This window comes from Pandoraea sp. B-6 (genome assembly GCF_000282835.1).
GTDB lineage: Bacteria > Pseudomonadota > Gammaproteobacteria > Burkholderiales > Burkholderiaceae > Pandoraea > Pandoraea cepalis.
The window spans coordinates 24,330-45,518 of sequence record NZ_KB290497.1; the positions used below are offsets into that span (position 1 = coordinate 24,330).

Genomic DNA, 21,189 nt, shown 5'->3' on the forward strand with positions numbered 1-21,189 from the left:
CACGACGCACCGGCGATCGGACGGCGATGTGCGCGAAGCGCACAGGGCACCGCATTTCCCCGGTTTAGGCGTGGCAAATGCCGCACTGCAACGGTTTTGCCGTGCTGCGTACGGCAAAAAGCTATAATTTAGCCAATTATGACAGAGTTCGGCAATGCATCATTGACGGTTTGCGCCATGCGAGGCAAGATGCCCGCCCGTTGAACGATCTGCCGACGTGCATCCACCCCCGGGGCAAGCCCTGGGCAGGGAATCTTTCTAAAGTGAAACTGCATCAAGACCCGTCGCAAGCATTGAACACGGTCACCGGCTACGGCCGGGGCTATGTCGAGGTCAACAAGATTCGTCACGAGCACAGCGTGATCATTGCGCCCGAGGGCGAGATCCAGGCCTGGCCGGTGTCGCGCTTCGACGCGCTCGAATCCGCCCATTTCGACCAATTGCATGCCCTCGCCCCCGAAGTCGTGATCTTCGGCAGCGGTGAGCGCCTGCGCTTCGCGCATCCGCGCCTGACCACGTCGCTCACCAGCCGGCGCGTTGGCGTCGACTCCATGGACACCCAGGCCGCCTGCCGCACCTACAACATCCTGATGAGCGAAGGGCGCCGCGTCGTGCTCGCCCTGCTCATCGAGACCGAGGCGACTGCGTGAGCCGCCGCCCGCTCGCCTCCGGCCTGCAGGCTGCCGCCCCCCTCGCGTCCTCTCCCCTGCCCGCCCCCGCCTCGCCGCCCGCGGCCTACCCGCTCTCGCCGACCGCTTTCTGGCTACTGCTCGTGGCGTTCGCGCTCGTGTGGTTCGGCGTGCTCGACTACCGCCACCTGATCGCGAGCGACGAAGGCCGTTACGCGGAAATGGCGCGCGAGATGTGGGTCACGGGCGACTGGATCACGCCGCGCTACAACGGCTACAAGTATTTCGAGAAACCGCCGCTGCAAACGTGGATGAATGCGCTCACGTTCGCGGCATTCGGGCTTGGGGAATGGCAAGCCCGGCTGTGGACCGCGCTCACGGGGTTCGCGGGCGTGCTGATGGTCGGTTTTACCGGCCGGCGCGTGTTCAATGCCCGCGTGGGTCTGTTCGCGGCCGTCGCACTCGCCAGCGCGCCGCTGTGGTCGTTGCTCGGGCACTTCAACGTGCTGGACATGGGCCTGTCGTTTTTCATGGGGCTCTCGCTGTGCGCCCTGCTGCTGGCACAGCGCCCGGGGCTTGCGCGCCCCGCCGTGCGCGCCTGGATGTGGCTGTGCTGGGCGGCCATGGCGCTCGCCGTGCTGAGCAAGGGGCTCGTCGGCATCGTGCTGCCGGGCGCCGTGCTCGTGCTCTATACGCTCATTGCACGGGACTGGGCCTTGTGGCGACGCCTGTACCTGGGCAGCGGCCTGATCGTTTTTTTCGCGCTGGCGGCCCCGTGGTTCGTGCTGGTGCAAATGCGCAACCCCGAATTCTTCGACTTCTTCTTCATCAACGAGCACTTCCGACGCTTCGCGATGGAGGGCCATAACCGCGATGGCGCGCCGTGGTATTTCGTGCCCGTGTTCCTCGTCGGCTTCCTGCCCTGGCTGTCGGTCCTGCCGGGCACCGTACGCGCCACGCTGCGCATGCCCCGCCAGCCCAACGGTTTCGCCCCCGCGCTGATGCTGTGGGTGTGGTCGGCGTTCATCTTCGTGTTTTTCAGCGCCTCGCACTCGAAGCTGATCTCGTATCTGCTGCCCATCGCGCCGGCCATGGCGCTGCTCGTCGGCCTGTATCTGGCGCAATTGCGGCGCGACACCGTGCGCTTGCACCTGGCCGGTTATGCGATCCTGCTGATTGCCGCGCTCGTGATGGTGGCCATCTTCGCGGGACGCCCCGGGAACGTGCGCAATCCGAACGAGTTGTACAAGGCGTTCCAGATCTGGCTGTATGTCGCGATCGGCCTCGGCCTGGCCGGCACGCTCGTGGCATGGCGACTGGCGCGCCATAGCGCGCGGCGCGCGCTGCTCACCTTTGCCGGCGGCATGCTGTTGCTCGTGAGCGTCGGCGGCATGGGACACGAAGTGTTCGGGCGCCAAAGCTCAGGCGTGTTGCTCGTGCCGGCCATCAAGGCCGAGATGCAGCGTCTCGGGCCGAATGTGCCGTTCTATTCGGTCAATGTGCTCGATCACACCCTGCCGTACTACCTCGGCCGCACGATGATCATGGTGCAGCACCCGGACGAACTGGAATTCGGTGTGAAGCAGGAGCCGCAGAAATGGCTGCCCACGCTCGACGACTTCTACGCCCGCTGGCGCACCGCCCCGAAAGCGCTCGCGCTGGTCGATCCGGACACGTTCGGCAAGCTCGAAACCGAGCACTTGCCCATGCGGATCGTCGCGCGTGACGCGCGCCGTATCGTAATCGCCAAACCGCAGGCGGAAGACAACGTAAAATAGCGCATCTGGCTTTCGTTCGATCCGTTTGCCGTTGACGGCTTTGGCCGGAGACAGCGACGACAACAGGCTGATGCGCTTAGGGAAACTAAGCGCCAGCCCATTTGCGGTATCCATAATTATTCACAAACGTTCATCAACGTTCCATGAATCTCGCCACATTTTCACTTATTCTCACGGGCGTACTGCTCAATGCATGCGCCCAGTTGTTGCTCAAGGCCGGCGCCAGCTCGATCGGCGCGCTTGAGTTCACGCGTGCCAACATCGTGCCCATCGGCCTCAAGCTGGCCACGCAAGTGCCGATCATGGGCGGGCTCGTCTGTTATGCGATCAGCGTGGTCGTCTGGATTCTGGCACTCTCGCGCGTCGAGGTCTCGATCGCGTACCCGATGCTCTCGCTCGGCTACGTGGTGAATGCCTTTGCCGCGTGGTACCTGTTTGGCGAGGCGCTGTCCATGCAGCGTGTCGTCGCCATCGGCATCATCCTGGTCGGCGTTTATATTCTTGCGCGCAGCTAAGGCTGCTGACGGACCGAAATCACGGACGCGCCGCAACAAGCAAGCGCTGGCGCGTCTCCCCCTGTTTATCTGAGGCTTGGTCTTAATCATGAGCGACTCGGCAACCGCCCAACCGAATCTTCCGTTTCTGCCGTTCACGCGGCCGAGCATCGACGACGCCACCATCGCCGGCGTTACCGAGGTGCTGCGTTCTGGCTGGATCACCTCCGGCCCGCAAGTGCAGGCCTTCGAGAAGGCCTTGTCCGACTATTTTGGCGGACGCCCGGTGCGCGTCTTCAACTCGGGCACCGCGACGCTGGAAATCGGCCTGCGCCTCGCCGGCGTGCAAGACGGTGACGAAGTGATCACCACGTCGCTGTCGTGGGTCGCCACGGCCAACGTGATTCTGGAAGTCGGCGCGACGCCCGTATTCGTCGACGTCGACCCGGCGACCCGCAATCTCGATCTCGATCTGCTCGAAAAGGCGATCACGCCCAGGACGCGCGCGATCATCCCGGTCTATCTGGCCGGGCTGCCGCTCGACATGGACCGGCTGTACGACATCGCGCGCCGTCACAACCTGCGCGTGATCGAGGACGCCGCGCAAGCCATGGGCTCGACATGGGGCGGCAAGCGCATCGGTGCCTTCGGCGACCTCGTCTCGTTCAGCTTCCACGCCAACAAGAACCTGACCTCCATCGAAGGCGGCGCGCTCGTCTTCAACAATGAGGACGAAGCCCGCCTGGCCGAGAAGTACCGTCTGCAGGGCGTGACCCGCACCGGCTTCGATGGCATGGACGTTGACGTGCTCGGCGGCAAGTTCAACCTCACGGACGTCGCTGCACGCGTGGGCCTCGGCCAGATGCCGCATCTGGCGGAATTCAACCGCCGTCGCTCGGCGCTGGCGCGGCTGTATTTCGACACGTTGGCGGGCGGCGCGGCCGTGGCGCTTGGCCTCGGCCTGCCGCACGCCGACTTCACGAACTCGAACTGGCACATGTTCCAGGTCGAGCTGCCGCTGGCGCGCCTCACGATCGACCGCGCGGGTTTCATGGAAAAACTCAAGGCGCGCGGCATCGGCAGTGGCGTGCATTACCCGGCCATCCACCTGTTTACGCTCTACCGCGGGCTCGGCTTCCGGGAAGGGCAGTTCCCGCATACGGAGCGTCTGGGCCGTTCGATCCTGACGTTGCCTCTCTTCCCCGCCATGGCGGATGCCGACGTTGCGCGCGTCTGCGAAGCCGTCAACGCCCTCTGCGCCGACCATCAAAAATGACCTGTCCCCAACTCTCCATCGTCATCCCGGTATATAACGAAGAGGCCGGACTCGCCGCCCTCTTCGCCCGGCTGTATCCGGCGCTCGACAAGCTGGGCGTGGCTTATGAAGTGGTGTTCGTCAACGACGGCAGCCGCGACCGCTCGGCCGCCTTGCTTGCCGAGCAGTTCCGTGCGCGCCCGGACACGACGCGCGTGGTGCTGTTCAACGGCAACTACGGACAACACATGGCCATCCTGGCCGGCTTCGAACACACGCGTGGCGAATGGGTCGTCACGCTCGACGCCGACCTGCAGAACCCGCCCGAGGAAATCGGCAAGCTCGTCGAGAAACTGGCGGCCGGGCACGACTACGTGGGCACGGTGCGCATGAACCGTCAGGACACATGGTTCCGCCGCCATGCCTCGCGCGCGATGAACCGCTTGCGTGAGCGCATCACGCGCATTCGCATGACCGACCAGGGCTGCATGCTGCGCGGCTACAGCCGTCATATCGTCGACACGGTCAATCAGTGCCGTGAGATCAACACGTTCATTCCGGCGCTGGCCTACACGTTTGCGCAGAACCCCACCGAAGTCGACGTCGCCCACGAAGAACGCTTCGCCGGCGAGTCGAAGTATTCGCTCTATAGCCTGATTCGTCTGAATTTCGACCTCGTCACCGGCTTCTCGGTGGTGCCGTTGCAGTGGCTCTCGGGCGTCGGCATCACGCTGTCGGCGGCCTCCGGTCTGCTGTTCGTCGTGCTGATGGCCCGCCGCTTCCTCTTCGGCTCGGAAGTTCAGGGCGTGTTCACGCTGTTCGCCGTCACGTTCTGCCTGCTGGGCGTGATTCTGTTCGGCATGGGCCTGCTCGGCGAGTACATCGGCCGCATTTATCAGCAGGTTCGCCAGCGTCCGCGCTATCTGGTACAAGCGGTGCTGGAGGACCCGTCGTCCGGCCAATCAGACAAGGGCACCAGCGTGACGTCGAGCGTGCGTCAGACGACCGGCGCCACGGAACTGGGATCGCACGCCTCATGAGCGCCCCAGTGCCCCAAGCCGCCAAAGCTGTCGTCTTTGCGTATCACAACGTGGGCGTGCGCTGCCTGCAGGTGCTGCTCGCGCGCGGTGTCGACGTCGCACTCGTCGTCACCCATCAGGACAATCCGAACGAGAACATCTGGTTCGGCAGCGTGGCCCGTGTCGCCGCCGAGCACGGTATCCCAGTCGTCACCCCCGACGATCCGGCCGATCCCGCGCTCGCCGCACAACTGCGCGCCATCGCGCCGGATTTCATCTTTTCCTTTTACTATCGCCACATGATTCCCGTGGCGGTGCTCGAAATCGCCTCGCGCGGCGCGTTCAACATGCACGGGTCGCTGCTGCCGAAGTATCGCGGCCGCGTACCGGTGAACTGGGCCGTTTTGAAGGGCGAAACGGAAACGGGCGCGACGCTGCACGAGATGGCCGCCAAGCCGGATGCCGGCGCCATCATCGACCAGACCGCCGTGCCGATCCTGCCGGACGATACGGCGGGCGAGGTCTTCGAGAAAGTCACGGTCGCCGCCGAGCAGACGCTCTGGCGCTGCCTGCCAGGCCTGATCGCCGGCACGGCACCGCGACAGGTGAACGAACTGAGCGCAGGTAGCTACTTCGGCGGACGCAAGCCGGAAGACGGCCGCATCGACTGGTCGAAGCCCGCAAAAGACGTCTACAACCTCATTCGCGCGGTCGCGCCGCCCTATCCGGGGGCGTTTACCGATGTGGCGGACCGTCGCTGGGTTGTCACGCACGCCCGTTTGTCACGCGCGCCGGCGCCCGCCGGTTTGCCCTGCGGACTGCAAGTAGTGGATAATGCGCTCCTTGGCGTTTGTGGCGACGCAAATGCTGTCGTCATTCATGAACTAATGCTGGACGGCAAAGCAGTCACGCCGGCACAGTTTTCCCAGCTCAATCACTGACCGCAATATGAAAAAAGTCCTGATTCTCGGTGTCAACGGGTTCATCGGCCACCATCTGTCGAAGCGCATCCTGGAGACGACCGACTGGGAAGTTTATGGCATGGACATGCTCACCGATCGCCTCGGCGATCTGATCAACCACGAGCGCATGCACTTCTTCGAAGGCGACATCACGATCAACAAAGAGTGGGTCGAGTACCACATTCGCAAGTGCGACGTGATTCTGCCGCTCGTCGCCATCGCCACGCCGGCCACCTACGTGAAGGCTCCGCTGCGTGTGTTCGAACTCGACTTCGAGGCGAACCTGCCGATCGTGCGCTCGGCCGTGAAGTACGGCAAGCACCTGGTGTTCCCGTCGACCTCCGAGGTCTACGGCATGTGCACCGACGGCGAGTTCGATCCGGAAAACTCGCCGCTGATCTATGGCCCGATCAACAAGCCGCGCTGGATCTACGCGTGTTCGAAGCAGCTCATGGATCGTGTGATCTGGGGCTACGGCATGCAGGAAGGCCTGAATTTCTCGCTGTTCCGCCCGTTCAACTGGATCGGCGCCGGCCTCGACTCGATCTACACGCCGAAGGAAGGTTCGTCGCGCGTAGTCACGCAGTTCCTCGGCCACATTGCTCGCGGCGAGAATATCAGCCTGGTCGACGGCGGCAGCCAGAAACGCGCCTTTACCGACATTGACGACGGTATCGACGCCCTGGTGCGCATCATCGATAACAAGAACAACATTGCCAGCGGCAAGATTTACAACATCGGCAACCCGACGAATAACTTCTCGGTGCGCGAGCTGGCCAACATGATGCTCAAGCTGGCCGCCGAATATCCCGAGTACGCTGACACGGCCAAGAAGGTTCAACTCGTCGAGACCTCGTCGGGCGCCTACTATGGCAACGGCTATCAGGACGTGCAGAATCGCGTGCCGAAGATCGAGAACACCATGCAGGAACTCGGCTGGGCACCGACCACGTCGATGGACGACGCGTTGCGCAAGATTTTCGAAGCGTATCGTGGCCATGTCGCCGAAGCGCGCCGTCTGGTCGAGGCCGAGTAAGGAACAGTCAGGGACATCCGCGACACGGTCGGGCGGCCTGCGTCAGGCCTACCGCCTCGGGGTTACGGGCAGCGCATTGCCGCCCATTGCAGCCCTTCGCATTGCACGCCCGGTGCGCCCTCGGCGCATCGGGCGTTTTTGACTCGGTAGTTTGTTTCGCAGTTCAGGATATCGCTCGAAGTCATTGCGATATCTCACTCAAGGGCGGCTATGGCCAACATTGTCCTGAAGATCGACGTCGACACGCTGCGCGGCACACGCGAAGGCGTGCCCAATCTGCTCGCCGCACTGGCCGAGCACGAGGCGCAAGCGACGTTCCTGTTCAGCCTCGGGCCGGACCACACCGGTTGGGCACTCAAGCGTGTCTTCCGTCCTGGCTTTTTGAAGAAAGTTTCACGCACTTCGGTGGTCGAGCACTACGGCTTCAAAACGCTCATGTACGGCACGTTGCTCCCCGGCCCGGACATCGGGCGGCGTGCGGCCGACGTCATGCGCACTGTGCGAGACGCGGGCCACGAGACCGGCATCCACACGTGGGACCACACGTATTGGCAAGACAACGTGCGCACACGCGACGCCGCCTGGACGCAACATCAGATGTCGCAAGCCCATGCGCGCTTCCTCCAGGTTTTCGGTGCGCCGCCGCGCACGCATGGGGCAGCCGGCTGGCAGATGAATCCGCACGCGTTTCGGCAGATCGACGCCTGGGGCATGAAGTATGCGTCTGACGGACGCGGCATCGCCCCGCACTACCCCATCGTCGATGGCGTGCGTCTACAGCATGTGCAGATGCCGACGACCCTGCCGACGGTCGACGAGTTGCTGGGCATCGACGGTCGTGACCTCGACGGCGTGGCCGAGCATCTGCTTGCCCTGACCCGCGATCCGGCGCAAGATCACGTGTTCACCCTTCACGCAGAACTCGAAGGGCAGAAACTGGCCCCGCTGTTCCGTCAATTGCTGGCTGGATGGCGCCGCCAGGGACACGCCCTGGTGACGATGGGCCAATACTACGAGACGCTCGATCTTGCCTCGCTACCGGCGCATCCCGTCGTGTGGGGCGAAATTCCGGGCCGCTCGGGCGATCTGATTCTCGAGGGCCAGGCCACTGCCTGAACCCGCTTTCGATCCACTTCCCCGTTCCGGCCTTGCAAGGCCACCCAAGGAGACCATAGTGACGGTAGCCATCGACACCCCCGTGCCCGATTTCACCGCACCGGCCACCGGCGGCGATTTTTCGCTCAAGGCGCATCGCGGCCAGAAGGTGGTGATCTATTTTTACCCGAAGGACAATACCCCCGGCTGCACGACGGAAGGCATGAACTTCCGCGACAACTACGATCAGTTTCAGGCAGCCGGGGCGCAAATCGTTGGCGTGTCGCGCGACAGCCTTCGCTCGCATGAAAACTTCCAGCGAAAACTCGAACTGCCCTTCCCGCTGATCTCGGACGGCGACGAAGCAGTTTGCCAATTGTTCGGTGTCATCAAGCTGAAAAAACTGTATGGCAAGGAACATCTGGGGATCGAACGCAGCACGTTCCTGATCGACGAAAAAGGCGTATTGCGCAACGAATGGCGCGGCGTACGTGTGCCCGATCACGTTACCGAAGTGCTGTGCGTCGTGCAGGCGCTCTGATCCGCTGGAGGGCTTGTCAGTGCCGCGGCGCATCGGGCGCCGGGCATCGTCGCCGGCCCCGCGCAAGCGCGCTTCTGTCGCGTGTTGCACGAGGACCGAAGGCGACCGCCAGTGCGGACATTCGGCGCTATACAAGCACGGCAAGAGACGTTATAGTCAGCCGTAATGATGAAGCGCATTGAACCAGACTATTGCAGGCGTTGCCACGGCGGCGCCTTCAGCCAAGCCGCCTCTCCGGTGCGTCCGGGCAGGCGGCTTTTTTGTTGCCGGGACGTGGGGTACCGCAGTCTGTCCCGGCCGAGTCGTGTTGTGTTTTCTTGAACGGGAAATCTATGCCATTGCCATCGGCGCCGACCAAACCGGGCTCGTTGCTCGCCCCGGAACAATTCCCCACTCGCCTCAAACCTTCGCGCACGGAGGCCAAGAAACCGATCCCCTCGTCTGAGCAACTCGCACTGGGCGAGACGTCCGGTGCCACGGGTGCCGGCGCGGCCGAATTGAAGGTCGTGCCTAAACCCTCGGCGGCACCGCAGACGACAGTACAACCGTCGCCTGTCGCACGCTCGCCCCAGTCGCCGCCGGCGGCCGAGTCGAACGGGGCAACACCGTCCCTCAAGGCCGTCAAGCCTACGTCAACGGGCACGGGTTCGAAACGGGCACGTCTGAAGGACCAGGAACCCGCCAAGCTCTTCGTGCTCGACACGAACGTGCTCATGCACGACCCAAGCAGCCTGTTCCGCTTCGAAGAGCACGACGTCTATCTGCCGATGATGACGTTGGAAGAGTTGGACAATCACAAGAAGGGCATGTCGGAAGTGGCGCGCAATGCGCGTCAGGTGAGCCGCACCCTTGACGGGCTGGTCGCCGAGAGCGGCACGAAGTCGATGGTCGAAGGCATCCTCCTCTCGCGGCTTGGCAACAAGGACGCCACGGGGCGCCTGTACTTCCAGACCGACCTGACCGACGTGCCGCCGCTCGACGGGTTGCCGCAAGGCAAGGCCGACAATCAGATTCTCGGCGTCGTGCGGGCATTGCAGGACAAGTTCCGCGATCGCCAGGTCGTGCTGGTGTCGAAGGACATCAACATGCGCGTCAAGGCGCATGCGCTTGGCCTGCCCGCGGAAGACTACTTCAACGACAAGGTGCTCGAGGACAGCGATCTGCTCTACTCGGGCGTGATGCCCCTGCCGACGGACTTCTGGACCAAGCACGGCAAGGGTATGGAGAGCTGGCAGGACAATCGCACCGGCACCACGTTCTATCGCATTACCGGGCCGCTCTGCGCGAGCTTCCTCATCAACCAGTTCGTCTATCTGGAGACGAACAACGGCGAGGCGCCGTTCTACGCGCAGGTTCGCGAGATCAACGGCAAGACGGCGCTGCTGCAAACGCTGCGCGACTATGGACACCACAAGAACAACGTGTGGGGCATCACGGCGCGCAACCGGGAGCAGAACTTCGCGCTGAACCTGCTGATGAATCCCGAAGTGGACTTCATCACGCTGCTCGGTCAGGCCGGTACCGGCAAGACGCTACTGGCGCTGGCCGCTGGTCTGGCGCAAACGCTTGACGAGAAGCGCTACAACGAAATCATCATCACGCGCGCGACCGTGCCCGTCGGTGAAGATATCGGCTTCCTGCCGGGCACCGAGGAAGAGAAGATGCAACCGTGGATGGGCGCGTTCGACGACAACCTGGAAGTGCTGCAAAAGACCGACGATTCCGCCGGCGAATGGGGCCGCGCGGCCACGCAGGAACTGATTCGCTCGCGACTCAAGGTCAAGAGCATGAACTTCATGCGCGGTCGTACGTTCGTGAACAAGTTCGTCATCATCGACGAGGCGCAGAACCTTACGCCGAAGCAGATGAAGACGCTCGTCACGCGTGCCGGCCCGGGGACCAAGCTGATCTGTCTGGGCAACATCGCGCAGATCGATACGCCGTACCTGACCGAAGGCAGCTCGGGCCTCACCTACGTGGTCGATCGATTCAAGGGATGGGGACACAGCGGGCACGTCACGCTGGCGCGCGGCGAACGTTCGCGTCTGGCCGACTACGCGGCGGAAATCCTCTGACGTCTGCCGACCGCGGACGGCGAGCAGCTTCGTTCTACGCGCTTCGCTCCACGCTCAACACGACGGCGCCTTCGGGCGCCGTTTTTCTTGACCGCCGGCGTCGCCAAGGCGGCGCGCACCGACGACAGCGTCGTCCGGGAATCCGCTGATTTGTGACGTCGATGCCACAGAACGCCCGTCTTTCGGCGCGTTTACGGTGCATCGACCCGATAAGCATCGTAAACTCGGCGCATGCGACTGTTCTCTCGCCTCCTCGCTCGCGACGTGACGCATCCGGCCGTCCTGCCGAACGCGTGGGGCCGTTGCGTGGGTGCGCTGGCGCTGACGTTGCTGGTCGCGGCTTGTTCGTCGGGCCCATCAATCCGACAAGGCGGCAGTGCGAACTATGGCAACCGCACGATGGGGCCGGAGCGCAGCGCGGGTCAGGAGGAGATTACGCTCGAAGCGATGAGCCTCGTTGGCATTCCTTACCGCTACGGCGGCAATACCCCGGATTCCGGTTTCGATTGCAGCGGCCTCGTGCGCTATGTCGTGGCGCGCGCCGCCGGCGTGAACCTGCCCCGCACGACGGCCGACATGAGTGGTGTGGGCACACCGTTGGCGCGCGACGACCTCGCCTCGGGCGATCTTATCTTCTTCAACACGACGGGACGCGCCCACTCGCACGTAGGCATCTACGTGGGTCAGGGGCAGTTCGTACACGCGCCGAACACCGGCGGCACAGTGCGCCTGGAGAGTCTCTTCATTCCATATTGGGCACGCCGGATCGATGGTGTTCGACGCGTCGCAGCGAACAAGGCACCCGCAGGTAATACGACTTACGTGAATCGGTCGGCGCCGGCCTCGCTCGCTCAGTCGCCCGCCGCGGCAACGCCACCGAGCGAGCCTGTGAACCCATCGAATACCGCACCGAACCACCCGCTTACCGGGGCGACTCCGTCTCCGATGGTAGCGCCGCAGGTCTTGGTGCCGAGTCGCACAGCCAACCTTGCCGCCCCAGCCCCGCAGGACGACGATCCCATCGCTCGCTTCGCCAACAGCTCGATGTAATCACTTCCGGCAGACGAGCATCGGTTGAGCGTGAATTGAAGGATCAGCGCAGGTGGGCAAGCAGCGTCGCCGCGCCGCCGACATTGATCGCGACGCCCACCAGTGTGGTGACCGGACGGCGATGCAAGCAACGATGGATCAATGCAGTCATGTTAGCCTCCCACGGGAATCGATTAAACACTATGACGGAATAGTAATTGATCGCTATTGGCTATAGAAATTGATTCTCTCGATGGCCTCGATGCGGCCTGCCAATGGCGCCATGCCGCCCGCGGGGGGCTAAAGCAGGACACAAAAAAAGCGGCCGAAGCCGCTTTTTTTGTTGCCCGGGCGGGTCACACCGTCATGAGACGGCAGCCCGCCGAACCGACATCACAGAATCTGCTTGCCGACCCACCACGCGATCGCGGCGATGAACGCCGAGGCCGGGATCGTCAGCACCCATGCCCAGACGATGTTGCCTGCCACCCCCCAGCGCACCGCAGAGAGCTTGCGCGTGGCGCCAACGCCCACGATGGCGCCGGTGATGGTGTGCGTGGTCGAGACGGGCACGCCGAGCCACGACGCGAAGAACAGCGTAAACGCCCCGCCGGTTTCGGCACAGAAGCCACCGACCGGCTTGAGCTTGGTGATCTTCTGCCCCATCGTGCGCACGATGCGCCAGCCACCGAACATGGTGCCCAGACCGATCGCCAGATAGCAGCCCACGATCACCCACAGCGGCGGTTCCGCAGCCTCCTGCGGCCACATGCCCGCGGCGATCAGCAACATCCAGATGATACCGATGGTCTTCTGGGCATCGTTACCGCCGTGTCCCAGGCTGTACATACCGGCCGAAATCAGCTGCAGGCGGCGGAACCAGCGGTCGACGCGCGCGGGTGGCGTTCGGAAGAACAACCAGGACACCAGCAGCATGAAGAACGAACCGAGCACGAAACCGAGCAGCGGCGAGATGAAAATGAACGCGACCGTTTGCAGCAGTCCACTCGTGACAAGCGAACCCGTGCCGGCCTTGGCCACCGCAGCGCCGACCAATCCACCGATCAGCGCGTGCGACGAACTCGACGGAATGCCGTAGTACCAAGTAATCACGTTCCACGCGATCGCCCCGACGAGGGCGCCGAAGATCACGTAGTGATCCACGATTTCGGGATGAACCGTCCCCTTGCCCACCGTCGCCGCGACTTTCAGATGAAAGACGAACAGCGCGATCACGTTGAACATGGCGGCAAAAGCCACCGCCTGATGCGGCTTGAGCACGCCCGTCGAGACCACCGTGGCGATCGAGTTGGCGGCGTCGTGGAAGCCATTCATGAAGTCGAACAGGAGCGCAAGTGCGACCAACAGTCCGATCAGCCAAAGGCTGATGTGCAGCGTTGCCATCGAAAGTCTCCGCTCAGGCGTTTTCCAGCACAATGCCTTCGATGATGTTGGCAACGTCCTCGCACTTATCGGTCACCGATTCGAGCAATTCGGACACGGCCTTTTGCTTGATCAGCTCCTTCACGTCGGATTCTTCGCGAAACAGCTTCGAGAGCGACGCACGCAACAGGCGGTCGGCGTCCGATTCGAGCCCGTCGATTTCCTCGCAGAGCTTCAGGATCTCGCGCGCGCGATCCATGTCATTGAGCAGCGCCACGGTGCTTTGCACCCGTTCGCAACACTTCACACAAATCTCACCCAGCGTGCGCGCCTCGGACGGCACGCTCTTGACGTCGTACATCCACACGGCTGTCGCCACGTCCTCCATCAGATCCAGGATGTCGTCCATCGTGCTGATCAACTTGTGGATTTCATCGCGATCGAACGGCGTGATGAACGTCTTGTGCATCAGGTCGATGGTCTCGTGCGTGATGCGATCCGCTTTCTTCTCGTTGTTCTGCACGGCAACGGTGCGTGCCTCGGCATTGGGCAGATCGTTGAGCATGGCAGACAGCTCGCGGCTGCCGGCAACCATACACGCCGCGTGCTGGTTGAACAGCTCAAAGAACTTGCCCTCGGTGGGCATGAAGCGACCGAACATTATTGGAAAACTCCGGATATTAATAGGGGACGGGTCGACACAAAAACGTCACATTCTACCTCGTTGCGGGCGCGCGTTACCGCACGCCCTTACGAATGGGCGGAAATCAATGCGTCAATATTGGGGACCGGCCAGATTGTCGAACTTGGTATACGCACCGATGAACGCCAGACGCACCTGACCGATAGGACCATTACGCTGTTTTGCGATGATGATCTCGGCAGTGCCCTTGTCGGGCGTATCGGGGTTGTACACTTCGTCGCGATAGATGAACAGGATGATGTCGGCATCCTGTTCGATAGCACCCGATTCACGCAAGTCCGACATGACCGGACGCTTGTTCGGGCGTTGTTCAAGACTGCGGTTGAGCTGTGAGAGCGCGATCACCGGCACGTTCAGCTCCTTGGCGAGCCCCTTGAGCGAACGCGAAATCTCGGAGATTTCGGTCGCGCGGTTCTCGCCGTTGCCCGAACCGCTCATGAGCTGGAGGTAATCGATGATGATCAGCCCCAGCTTGCCGCACTGACGTGCCAGACGCCGTGCGCGCGCGCGCAACTCCATCGGATTGAGCGCAGGCGTCTCGTCGACGAAAAGCTGCGTCTCGTTCATCTTCTGCATGGCGTGCGTGAGCTTCGGCCAGTCTTCGTCGACCAGCTTGCCGGTGCGAAGACGATGCTGATCGAGACGCCCCACCGACCCCAGCATACGCATGGCCAGCTGCGTGCCCGGCATTTCCATCGAGAACACGGCGACCGGCAGCCCCTCTTCCACGGCGATATGCTCGCCGATGTTCATCGAGAAGGTTGTCTTACCCATCGAAGGACGGCCCGCCACGATGATCAGATCGCCGCCGTTGAAACCCGACGTCATGCGATCCAGGTCGACGAAGCCCGTCGGAATACCGGTGATGTCGCTCCCGCCTTCGCGGTGGTACAACTCGTCGATGCGCTCGACCACCTGCGTGAGCAGCGGCTGCAGTTCAAGGAAGCCGTTCGTGCTGCGCGAGCCTTCTTCCGCGATGGCAAACACCTTCGCTTCCGCCTCGTCGAGCATCTGACGCACTTCCCTGCCCTGTGGATTGAAAGCATCTGACGCAATTTCGTCGGCGACTGTCACGAGCTTGCGCAACACCGCACGGTCGCGCACGATTTCCGCGTAACGACGAATGTTCGCGGCACTCGGCGTATTCTGCGCCAGGGCGTTCAGGTAGGCGAGCCCGCCCACGTCCTCGGCTTTGCCGGCCGAGGTGAGCGATTCGAAAACGGTGATCACGTCGGCAGGACGGTCGCTGGCGATCAACCGACCGATGTGCTGATAGATCAGCCGGTGGTCATAGCGGTAGAAGTCCGATTCAGCCAGAAAGTCGCCGATTCGATCCCACGCCCCGTTGTCGAGCAGCAGCCCACCGAGCACGGATTGCTCCGCCTCGATAGAGTGCGGCGGCACTTTGAGGGAATCGAGTTGGGGATCGGGAGCGTTCATGCCGGGCATTATACCGCCCCCGCGCTCACGATCCGATCCGGCGAAATCGCGCTTGCGCGGCGATTTTTCCGAACGTGTTTTGTTCAGCAGTTTCCCGGGAGGCAACATAAGGCAGCGCTATCGAACGTGAGGAACGTGGAAGGGAGTGCGCAACCGGGACGCGGTCGGCATAGACCTGCGCATGCGCGGCCATCGGAAAGCCCGGCAACCGACACCACAGAGGGGACAGACATAAAAAAACGGAAGCCGGCGGACCGACTTCCGTTTTTTGTTCGCGTCGGGAAGCTGACGCGGATACGGCTTACGCGTGCTCGCCCAGCACCGACACGTTCACGTCGACGACGACGTCCGTGTGCAGCGACACTTGGACCGGGAAGTCACCCACGGTCTTGAGCGGGCCATTCGGCAGGCGCACTTGCATCTTTTCAACCTTGAAACCTTGGGTGCCCAGGGCTTCGGCGATATCGAAGTTGGTGACCGAACCGAACAGACGACCGTCAACGCCGGCCTTCTGCGAGATTTGCACGGTCAGGCCCGACAGCTTTTCGCCTTCGGCTTGTGCGGCAGCCAGCTTCTCGGTGGCAGCCTTTTCCAGGTCGGCACGGCGAACTTCGAACTCGGCGATCGCGTCCTTGGTGGCGCGACGCGCCTTCTTGGTCGGGATCAGGAAGTTACGTGCGAAACCATCCTTGACCTTCACGATGTCGCCCAGGTTACCCAGGTTGACGACTTTTTCCAGCAGAATCACTTGCATTATCTATTCTCCTTCGTCGACTGGCGATTAAGCACCGTGCAGATCGGTGTACGGCATCAGCGCGAGGAAACGCGCGCGCTTGATGGCCGTGTCGAGCTGGCGCTGGTAGTGCGCCTTGGTGCCCGTCAGGCGAGCCGGGGTGATCTTGCCGTTGTCGCCGATGAAGTCCTTCAGCGTCTCGATATCCTTGTAATCGATCTGGTCAACACCAGCGACGGTGAAGCGGCAGAACTTCTTGCGCTTGAACAGCGGGTTTTGCTGTTGGCGGCGGCGATCAAACTTCTTGTTTTTACCGTTAGGACGCGGCATGTTCAACAATCCTTTTCAAATACTTGCAATGCTGTGATGTGAAACACCAGGGTGCGGCTATTGCGATGCTTCTTGGCCAGAAACCCTGCCCACTGGGCCGGTTTCTCCAGTCCCAACGCCATGACTTTGGCACTGAGGGGACCGATCGCAACGGCTGGCATCGAGAACTCGACTTGCCGGGCCACGCCCGACTCTTCGACGGTTCCCGCATAGGCCAGCGTGACCTCGATCACGGGAAGCCCGGCTGGGGTATAGCGCAGCGTGCCGATTTCGACGATGCTGGCTTCAAGCCGTAAGCGATTCACGCGGTCGACGTTTCCGTGGATTCCCTGATGCGTTCCGGTGCGCTAATTACGATGCGGCAGCTTCGGTCGCGGGCGTCGCGGCAGCCTTCTTGGCTTCTTCGCGGGCCACTTCCTTCATCATCGGCGACGGTGCGGTCTCGGCCTTCTTCATGCGAACCACGAGGTGGCGCAGCACGGCGTCGTTGAACTTGAATGCGTGTTCCAGCTCGTCCAGGGTTTCCTGGTCGCATTCGATGTTCATGCAGACGTAGTGAGCCTTGGCCAGCTTCTCGATCATGTACGCCAGTTGACGACGGCCCCAGTCTTCGATGCGATGGATCTGACCGGCCTTGGCCGTCACCATGCTCTTGTAGCGCTCGATCATCGCAGGCACTTGCTCGCTCTGATCGGGGTGAACGATAAATACGATTTCATAATGACGCATATATAAGCTCCTTATGGACAAAGCCGCCCGGGCGTCAAAACCAGTGCAGCAAGGTTGCAGAACCCGCGATTCTAGCGGATTTCACGTCGATCATCAACTGCCGTCTCATCAGGACCGGTCAAGTGTTTTCCAGCCAATAGTTCGGACGGGCATAGATTTGCCGCAGTTGCTCGATGAACAGGCGCACCCGCGCGGGCTGGAAGCGCTGTTGGGGGTACACGGCGAGGATGTCGTAGTCAGGTAACGCGTACTCGTCGAGCACGGTCTCCAGTTCGCCGGAGAGCAGTTCGCGCTGGATTTCCCACGTCGAGCGCCAGCCCAGCCCGATGCCCTCCAGTGACCAGCGGTGCAGCAACTCGCCGTCGTTGCAGTCCAGACTGCCCGCCACGCGAATCGTCACGAGCTTGCCCTGGCGCTTGAAGTACCAACCGCGCTGCTGGCCGCCTTGCAGGTTGAACGCGAGGCAGTTGTGCCTGGCCAGGTCTTCGAGCGTCTTCGGACGACCGTAGCGGGCGAAATATGCCGGGGTGCCGCACACCACGCGCCGGTTCTGGGCGAGTTTGACAGCCACGAAATTCGGATCGACCGAGCCGCCGATGCGAATGCCCATGTCGTACCCCTCGCGCACGAGGTCGACCACGCGGTCGGTCAGGTTGAACGAAATCTGCACCTCGGGGTGCAGGCGCAGGAACGCCGGCGCATGCGGCGCGACGTGCTTGCGCCCGAACGCCGCCGGCGCCGACACGATCAGGTGCCCCGAAACGGCATGACGCCCCGCGCTGATTTCGTTCTCGGCCATCTCCCAGTCGCCGAGCAACTGTTTGCACCGCTCTAGGAACGCGCCGCCCTCTTCCGACAACGCAAGCCGTCGTGTCGAGCGGTACATCAGCTTGATGCCCAGACGCTTTTCGAGCGCGTCGATGCGCCTTCCGAGGATCACCGGCGAGACCCCTTCCTTTAAGGCCGCGGCGGCCAGACTGCCCGCTTCGGCCACCTGCACGAAGGTTTCGATCTGTTTGAATCGGTCCATGCCCCCTCCATTCGATACTTTTTGTTCTTAAAAAAACGATCTTTTGTGATCTTATCAAACAAATCGTACCGGCTTAAAGTGGCTTCCAACACATTGACTCATTACCCATTGGAGACGTCACATGGCCAAGATGACCGCCGTAGAGGCCGCAATTCGAGTGCTCGAGAAAGAAGGTGTCACCACCGCATTCGGTGTGCCCGGTGCTGCCATCAACCCGTTCTATTCGGCAATGCGCAAGGCCGGCAGCGTGGAGCACGTGCTCGCACGCCACGTCGAGGGCGCGTCCCACATGGCCGAAGGTTACACCCGCGCCGAAGCCGGCAATATCGGCCTGTGCATCGGCACCTCGGGGCCTGCGGGCACCGACATGATTACCGGCCTGTACTCCGCCTGGGCCGATTCGATTCCCATCCTCTGCATCACGGGTCAGGCGCCGCGCGCCCGTCTGTACAAGGAAGATTTCCAGGCTGTCGACATCGAGACGATCGCCAAGCCGGTCACCAAGTGGGCCGTGACGGTGCGCGAGCCCGCGCTCGTGCCGCGCGTGTTCCAGCAGGCATTCCACCTGATGCGCTCGGGCCGTCCGGGTCCGGTGCTCATCGATCTGCCGTTCGACGTGCAGGTTGCCGAGATCGAATTCGATCCGGACACCTACGAACCGCTGCCGGTGTACAAGCCCGCGGCCACGCGCGCCCAGATCGAGAAGGCCATTCAGATGCTGGTCGCATCGGAGCGCCCGCTTATCGTCTCGGGCGGTGGTGTGATCAATGCCGACGCCGCCGACCTGCTCGTCGAGTTCGCCGAGACCGTGAACGTGCCGGTCGTGCCCACGCTCATGGGCTGGGGCACCATTGCCGACGACCATCCGCTCATGGCCGGCATGGTCGGACTGCAGACCTCGCATCGCTTCGGCAATGCGACGATGCTCGCCTCGGACTTCGTGATGGGCATCGGCAACCGCTGGGCCAATCGCCACACGGGCAGCGTCGACGTGTTCACCAAGGGCCGCAAGTTCGTGCACGTCGACATCGAGCCGACGCAAATCGGCCGCGTGTTCGGTCCGGACTACGGCATCGTCTCCGACGCCAAGGCCGCGCTCACGCTGTTCGTGGAAGTTGCCAAGGAACTGAAGGCCGCCGGCCGTCTGCCGGATCGTGCGCAATGGGTGGCCGATTGCCAGAAGCGCAAGCGCACCATGCTGCGCCGCACGGACTTCGATCAGGTGCCGATCAAGCCGCAGCGCGTGTATCAGGAAATGAACGCATTCTTCGGTCGCGATGTGCGCTATGTCTCGACCATCGGTCTGTCGCAGATCGCCGCCGCGCAGTTCCTGCACGTGAACAAGCCACGCCACTGGATCAACTGCGGCCAGGCAGGCCCGCTGGGCTGGACGGTGCCGGCCGCCATCGGGGCGAAGGTTGCCTCGCCGTCGTCGGACGTGGTGGCGATCTCGGGCGACTATGACTTCCAGTTCATGATCGAAGAACTGGCCGTGGCCGCGCAGTTCAAGGTGCCGTACATCCACGTGGTCGTGAACAACTCGTACCTGGGCCTGATCCGTCAGGCGCAGCGCAACTTCGACATGGACTACTGCGTGCAGCTCGCGTTCGAGAACGTGAACTCGCCGGAAGTCAACGGTTACGGCGTCGATCACGTGAAGGTGGCCGAAGGCCTCGGCGTGAAGGCGATCCGTGTGTTCCAGCCGAACGACATCCAGCCGGCGTTCGCCCAGGCCCGCAAGCTGATGGCCGAGTTCTCCGTGCCGGTGATCGTGGAAGTGATTCTCGAGCGTGTGACCAACATTGCGATGGGCACCGAGATCAACAACGTCAACGAGTTCGAAGACATCATCGACGTGGTGGAAGAAGACAACGCAGTGTCGGCGTAAGTCAACGCTGTAAAACGGTTTGCGGGGCGCGTGCGTCCCCTGCGCTCTCGGCTAGACCCCTTGAACGAAAAAAGCAGGCGCCCCGCAACCTTGCAACACCCTGGCATCGAAATCGTCGAAACCACCCCCTAAAAGAGAGAAAGAGGAGTCAGCGCAATGCCGAAATTTGCCGCCAATCTGACCATGCTGTTCAACGAGGTGCCGTTCCTCGACCGCTTCAAGGCGGCCGCCGCAGCGGGCTTTCGCGGCGTGGAGTTCCTGTTCCCGTACGCGTTTCATCGCGACCAGATCGCTGACAAGCTGAACCAGTACCAGCTCGATCTCGTGCTGCACAACCTGCCCGCCGGCAACTGGGATGCGGGCGAGCGCGGCATCGCGATCTTCCCCGAGCGCGTGGCCGAATTCCGCGACGGCGTGGGCGAAGCCATCACCTACGCCAAGGCGCTGGGTGTGAAGCAATTGAACTGCCTCGTGGGCAAGCAAGGCGCGGACCTGTCGACGCAAGTCGCGCAAGACACGCTCGTGGGTAACCTGCGCTTCGCCGCCGATGCCCTCAAGGCCGAAGGCATCCGACTGCTGGTCGAGCCGATCAACACGTACGACATTCCCGGCTTCTTCGTGAACCGCACGAAGCAGGCGTTAGAGATCTTCGACGCCGTGGGTTCGGACAACCTGTTCCTGCAGTACGACATCTATCACATGCAGCGCATGGAAGGCGAACTCGCCAAGACCATCGAGACGAATCTGGCGCGCATCGCTCACGTGCAACTGGCGGACAACCCGGGCCGCAACGAGCCGGGCACGGGCGAGATCAACTACGCCTACCTGTTCGCGTTCCTCGACCGCATTGGCTACCAAGGATGGATCGGTTGCGAGTACAAACCGGCCACCACCACGACCGAGGGCCTCGGCTGGTTCAAGGCAGCGGGGCTGCGCGAAGCGGCGTAATTCCTACGCGCCCCCATACCCACCGCGCGACACCTCCCCCGGTGGCACGCGGAAGAAACGAAGGCGTATCCGCCCGAGGCGGTGCGCCGGCT

At 62.5% G+C, this 21,189-nt stretch carries 21 protein-coding genes; 13 read left to right on the forward strand and 8 right to left on the reverse strand.

All coding sequences use genetic code 11. The annotated features are described in order from the left end of the window. Positions 1-263 precede the first annotated feature (263 nt). From A985_RS0104815 to A985_RS0104865, 11 genes are all read left to right on the forward strand, one after another. Positions 264-650, forward strand: coding sequence for an Mth938-like domain-containing protein (locus A985_RS0104815; RefSeq protein WP_017232272.1), 387 nt, complete (start codon positions 264-266; stop codon positions 648-650). Continuing rightward, positions 647-2,407: a phospholipid carrier-dependent glycosyltransferase gene (locus A985_RS0104820; RefSeq protein WP_017232273.1), complete on the forward strand. Its 1,761-nt coding sequence runs from the start codon at positions 647-649 to the stop codon at positions 2,405-2,407. The genes A985_RS0104815 and A985_RS0104820 overlap by 4 nt, the downstream gene beginning before the upstream one ends. 143 nt (positions 2,408-2,550) lie before the next feature. Beyond that, positions 2,551-2,922 (forward strand): SMR family transporter, encoded by a 372-nt coding sequence (locus A985_RS0104825; protein ID WP_017232274.1) that lies wholly within the window; start codon positions 2,551-2,553, stop codon positions 2,920-2,922. Between the two features lie 88 nt (positions 2,923-3,010). Beyond that, positions 3,011-4,177, forward strand: a complete 1,167-nt coding sequence (locus A985_RS0104830; RefSeq protein WP_017232275.1) for a DegT/DnrJ/EryC1/StrS aminotransferase family protein — start codon at positions 3,011-3,013, stop codon at positions 4,175-4,177. After that, positions 4,174-5,196, forward strand: a complete 1,023-nt coding sequence (locus tag A985_RS0104835) for a glycosyltransferase (protein WP_017232276.1) — start codon at positions 4,174-4,176, stop codon at positions 5,194-5,196. Before A985_RS0104830 ends, A985_RS0104835 begins: the two co-directional genes overlap by 4 nt. Further along, entirely contained in the window at positions 5,193-6,116 is a 924-nt protein-coding gene (locus A985_RS0104840; protein ID WP_039829885.1) for a formyltransferase, read from the forward strand. Before A985_RS0104835 ends, A985_RS0104840 begins: the two co-directional genes overlap by 4 nt. Positions 6,117-6,123: 7 nt before the next feature. Further along, complete coding sequence (locus A985_RS0104845) at positions 6,124-7,173, forward strand: bifunctional UDP-4-keto-pentose/UDP-xylose synthase (RefSeq protein WP_017232278.1); 1,050 nt, start codon at positions 6,124-6,126, stop codon at positions 7,171-7,173. A gap of 210 nt (positions 7,174-7,383) precedes the next feature. Next, the gene (locus A985_RS0104850; RefSeq protein WP_017232279.1) at positions 7,384-8,289 is read left to right on the forward strand and encodes a polysaccharide deacetylase family protein; all 906 of its coding nucleotides are present in this window, start codon (positions 7,384-7,386) and stop codon (positions 8,287-8,289) included. 58 nt (positions 8,290-8,347) lie between these two features. After that, positions 8,348-8,809, forward strand: coding sequence for a peroxiredoxin (locus A985_RS0104855; protein ID WP_017232280.1), 462 nt, complete (start codon positions 8,348-8,350; stop codon positions 8,807-8,809). Between the two features lie 332 nt (positions 8,810-9,141). Continuing rightward, complete coding sequence (locus A985_RS0104860) at positions 9,142-10,884, forward strand: PhoH family protein (protein WP_017232281.1); 1,743 nt, start codon at positions 9,142-9,144, stop codon at positions 10,882-10,884. Positions 10,885-11,115: 231 nt separating this feature from the next. After that, on the forward strand, positions 11,116-11,934 hold the full coding sequence (locus A985_RS0104865) for a C40 family peptidase (protein ID WP_017232282.1): 819 nt from the start codon (positions 11,116-11,118) through the stop codon (positions 11,932-11,934). A 372-nt stretch (positions 11,935-12,306) separates the two neighbouring features. Here A985_RS0104865 and A985_RS0104875 read toward each other — a convergent pair whose 3' ends face one another. The 8 genes from A985_RS0104875 to A985_RS0104910 form a co-directional block, all read right to left on the reverse strand. Beyond that, complete coding sequence (locus A985_RS0104875; RefSeq protein ID WP_017232284.1) at positions 12,307-13,317, reverse strand: inorganic phosphate transporter; 1,011 nt, start codon at positions 13,315-13,317, stop codon at positions 12,307-12,309. A 13-nt stretch (positions 13,318-13,330) separates the two neighbouring features. Beyond that, the gene (locus A985_RS0104880) at positions 13,331-13,957 is read right to left on the reverse strand and encodes a DUF47 domain-containing protein (protein ID WP_017232285.1); all 627 of its coding nucleotides are present in this window, start codon (positions 13,955-13,957) and stop codon (positions 13,331-13,333) included. 114 nt (positions 13,958-14,071) lie between these two features. Next, positions 14,072-15,439 carry a replicative DNA helicase gene (locus tag A985_RS0104885; RefSeq protein ID WP_026131664.1) on the reverse strand — a complete coding sequence of 456 codons (1,368 nt, stop codon included), beginning with the start codon at positions 15,437-15,439 and terminating at the stop codon, positions 14,072-14,074. A gap of 301 nt (positions 15,440-15,740) precedes the next feature. After that, positions 15,741-16,193 (reverse strand): 50S ribosomal protein L9, encoded by a 453-nt coding sequence (gene rplI / locus A985_RS0104890; protein WP_017232287.1) that lies wholly within the window; start codon positions 16,191-16,193, stop codon positions 15,741-15,743. 27 nt (positions 16,194-16,220) lie between these two features. Continuing rightward, positions 16,221-16,502, reverse strand: a complete 282-nt coding sequence (gene rpsR / locus A985_RS0104895) for a 30S ribosomal protein S18 (protein WP_017232288.1) — start codon at positions 16,500-16,502, stop codon at positions 16,221-16,223. Between the two features lie 2 nt (positions 16,503-16,504). After that, positions 16,505-16,807 carry a primosomal replication protein N gene (gene priB / locus A985_RS0104900; RefSeq protein WP_017232289.1) on the reverse strand — a complete coding sequence of 101 codons (303 nt, stop codon included), beginning with the start codon at positions 16,805-16,807 and terminating at the stop codon, positions 16,505-16,507. A 46-nt stretch (positions 16,808-16,853) separates the two neighbouring features. Then, complete coding sequence (gene rpsF, locus A985_RS0104905) at positions 16,854-17,231, reverse strand: 30S ribosomal protein S6 (protein ID WP_017232290.1); 378 nt, start codon at positions 17,229-17,231, stop codon at positions 16,854-16,856. Between the two features lie 118 nt (positions 17,232-17,349). After that, positions 17,350-18,261 (reverse strand): LysR family transcriptional regulator, encoded by a 912-nt coding sequence (locus A985_RS0104910; protein WP_017232291.1) that lies wholly within the window; start codon positions 18,259-18,261, stop codon positions 17,350-17,352. A gap of 121 nt (positions 18,262-18,382) precedes the next feature. Here A985_RS0104910 and gcl point away from each other — a divergent pair, with 121 nt between their 5' ends. Both gcl and hyi read left to right on the forward strand, forming a co-directional pair. Continuing rightward, positions 18,383-20,149, forward strand: coding sequence for a glyoxylate carboligase (gcl, locus tag A985_RS0104915; protein ID WP_017232292.1), 1,767 nt, complete (start codon positions 18,383-18,385; stop codon positions 20,147-20,149). Between the two features lie 156 nt (positions 20,150-20,305). Further along, positions 20,306-21,097: a hydroxypyruvate isomerase gene (hyi, locus tag A985_RS0104920; RefSeq protein WP_017232293.1), complete on the forward strand. Its 792-nt coding sequence runs from the start codon at positions 20,306-20,308 to the stop codon at positions 21,095-21,097. The last annotated feature ends 92 nt before the right edge of the window (positions 21,098-21,189 follow it).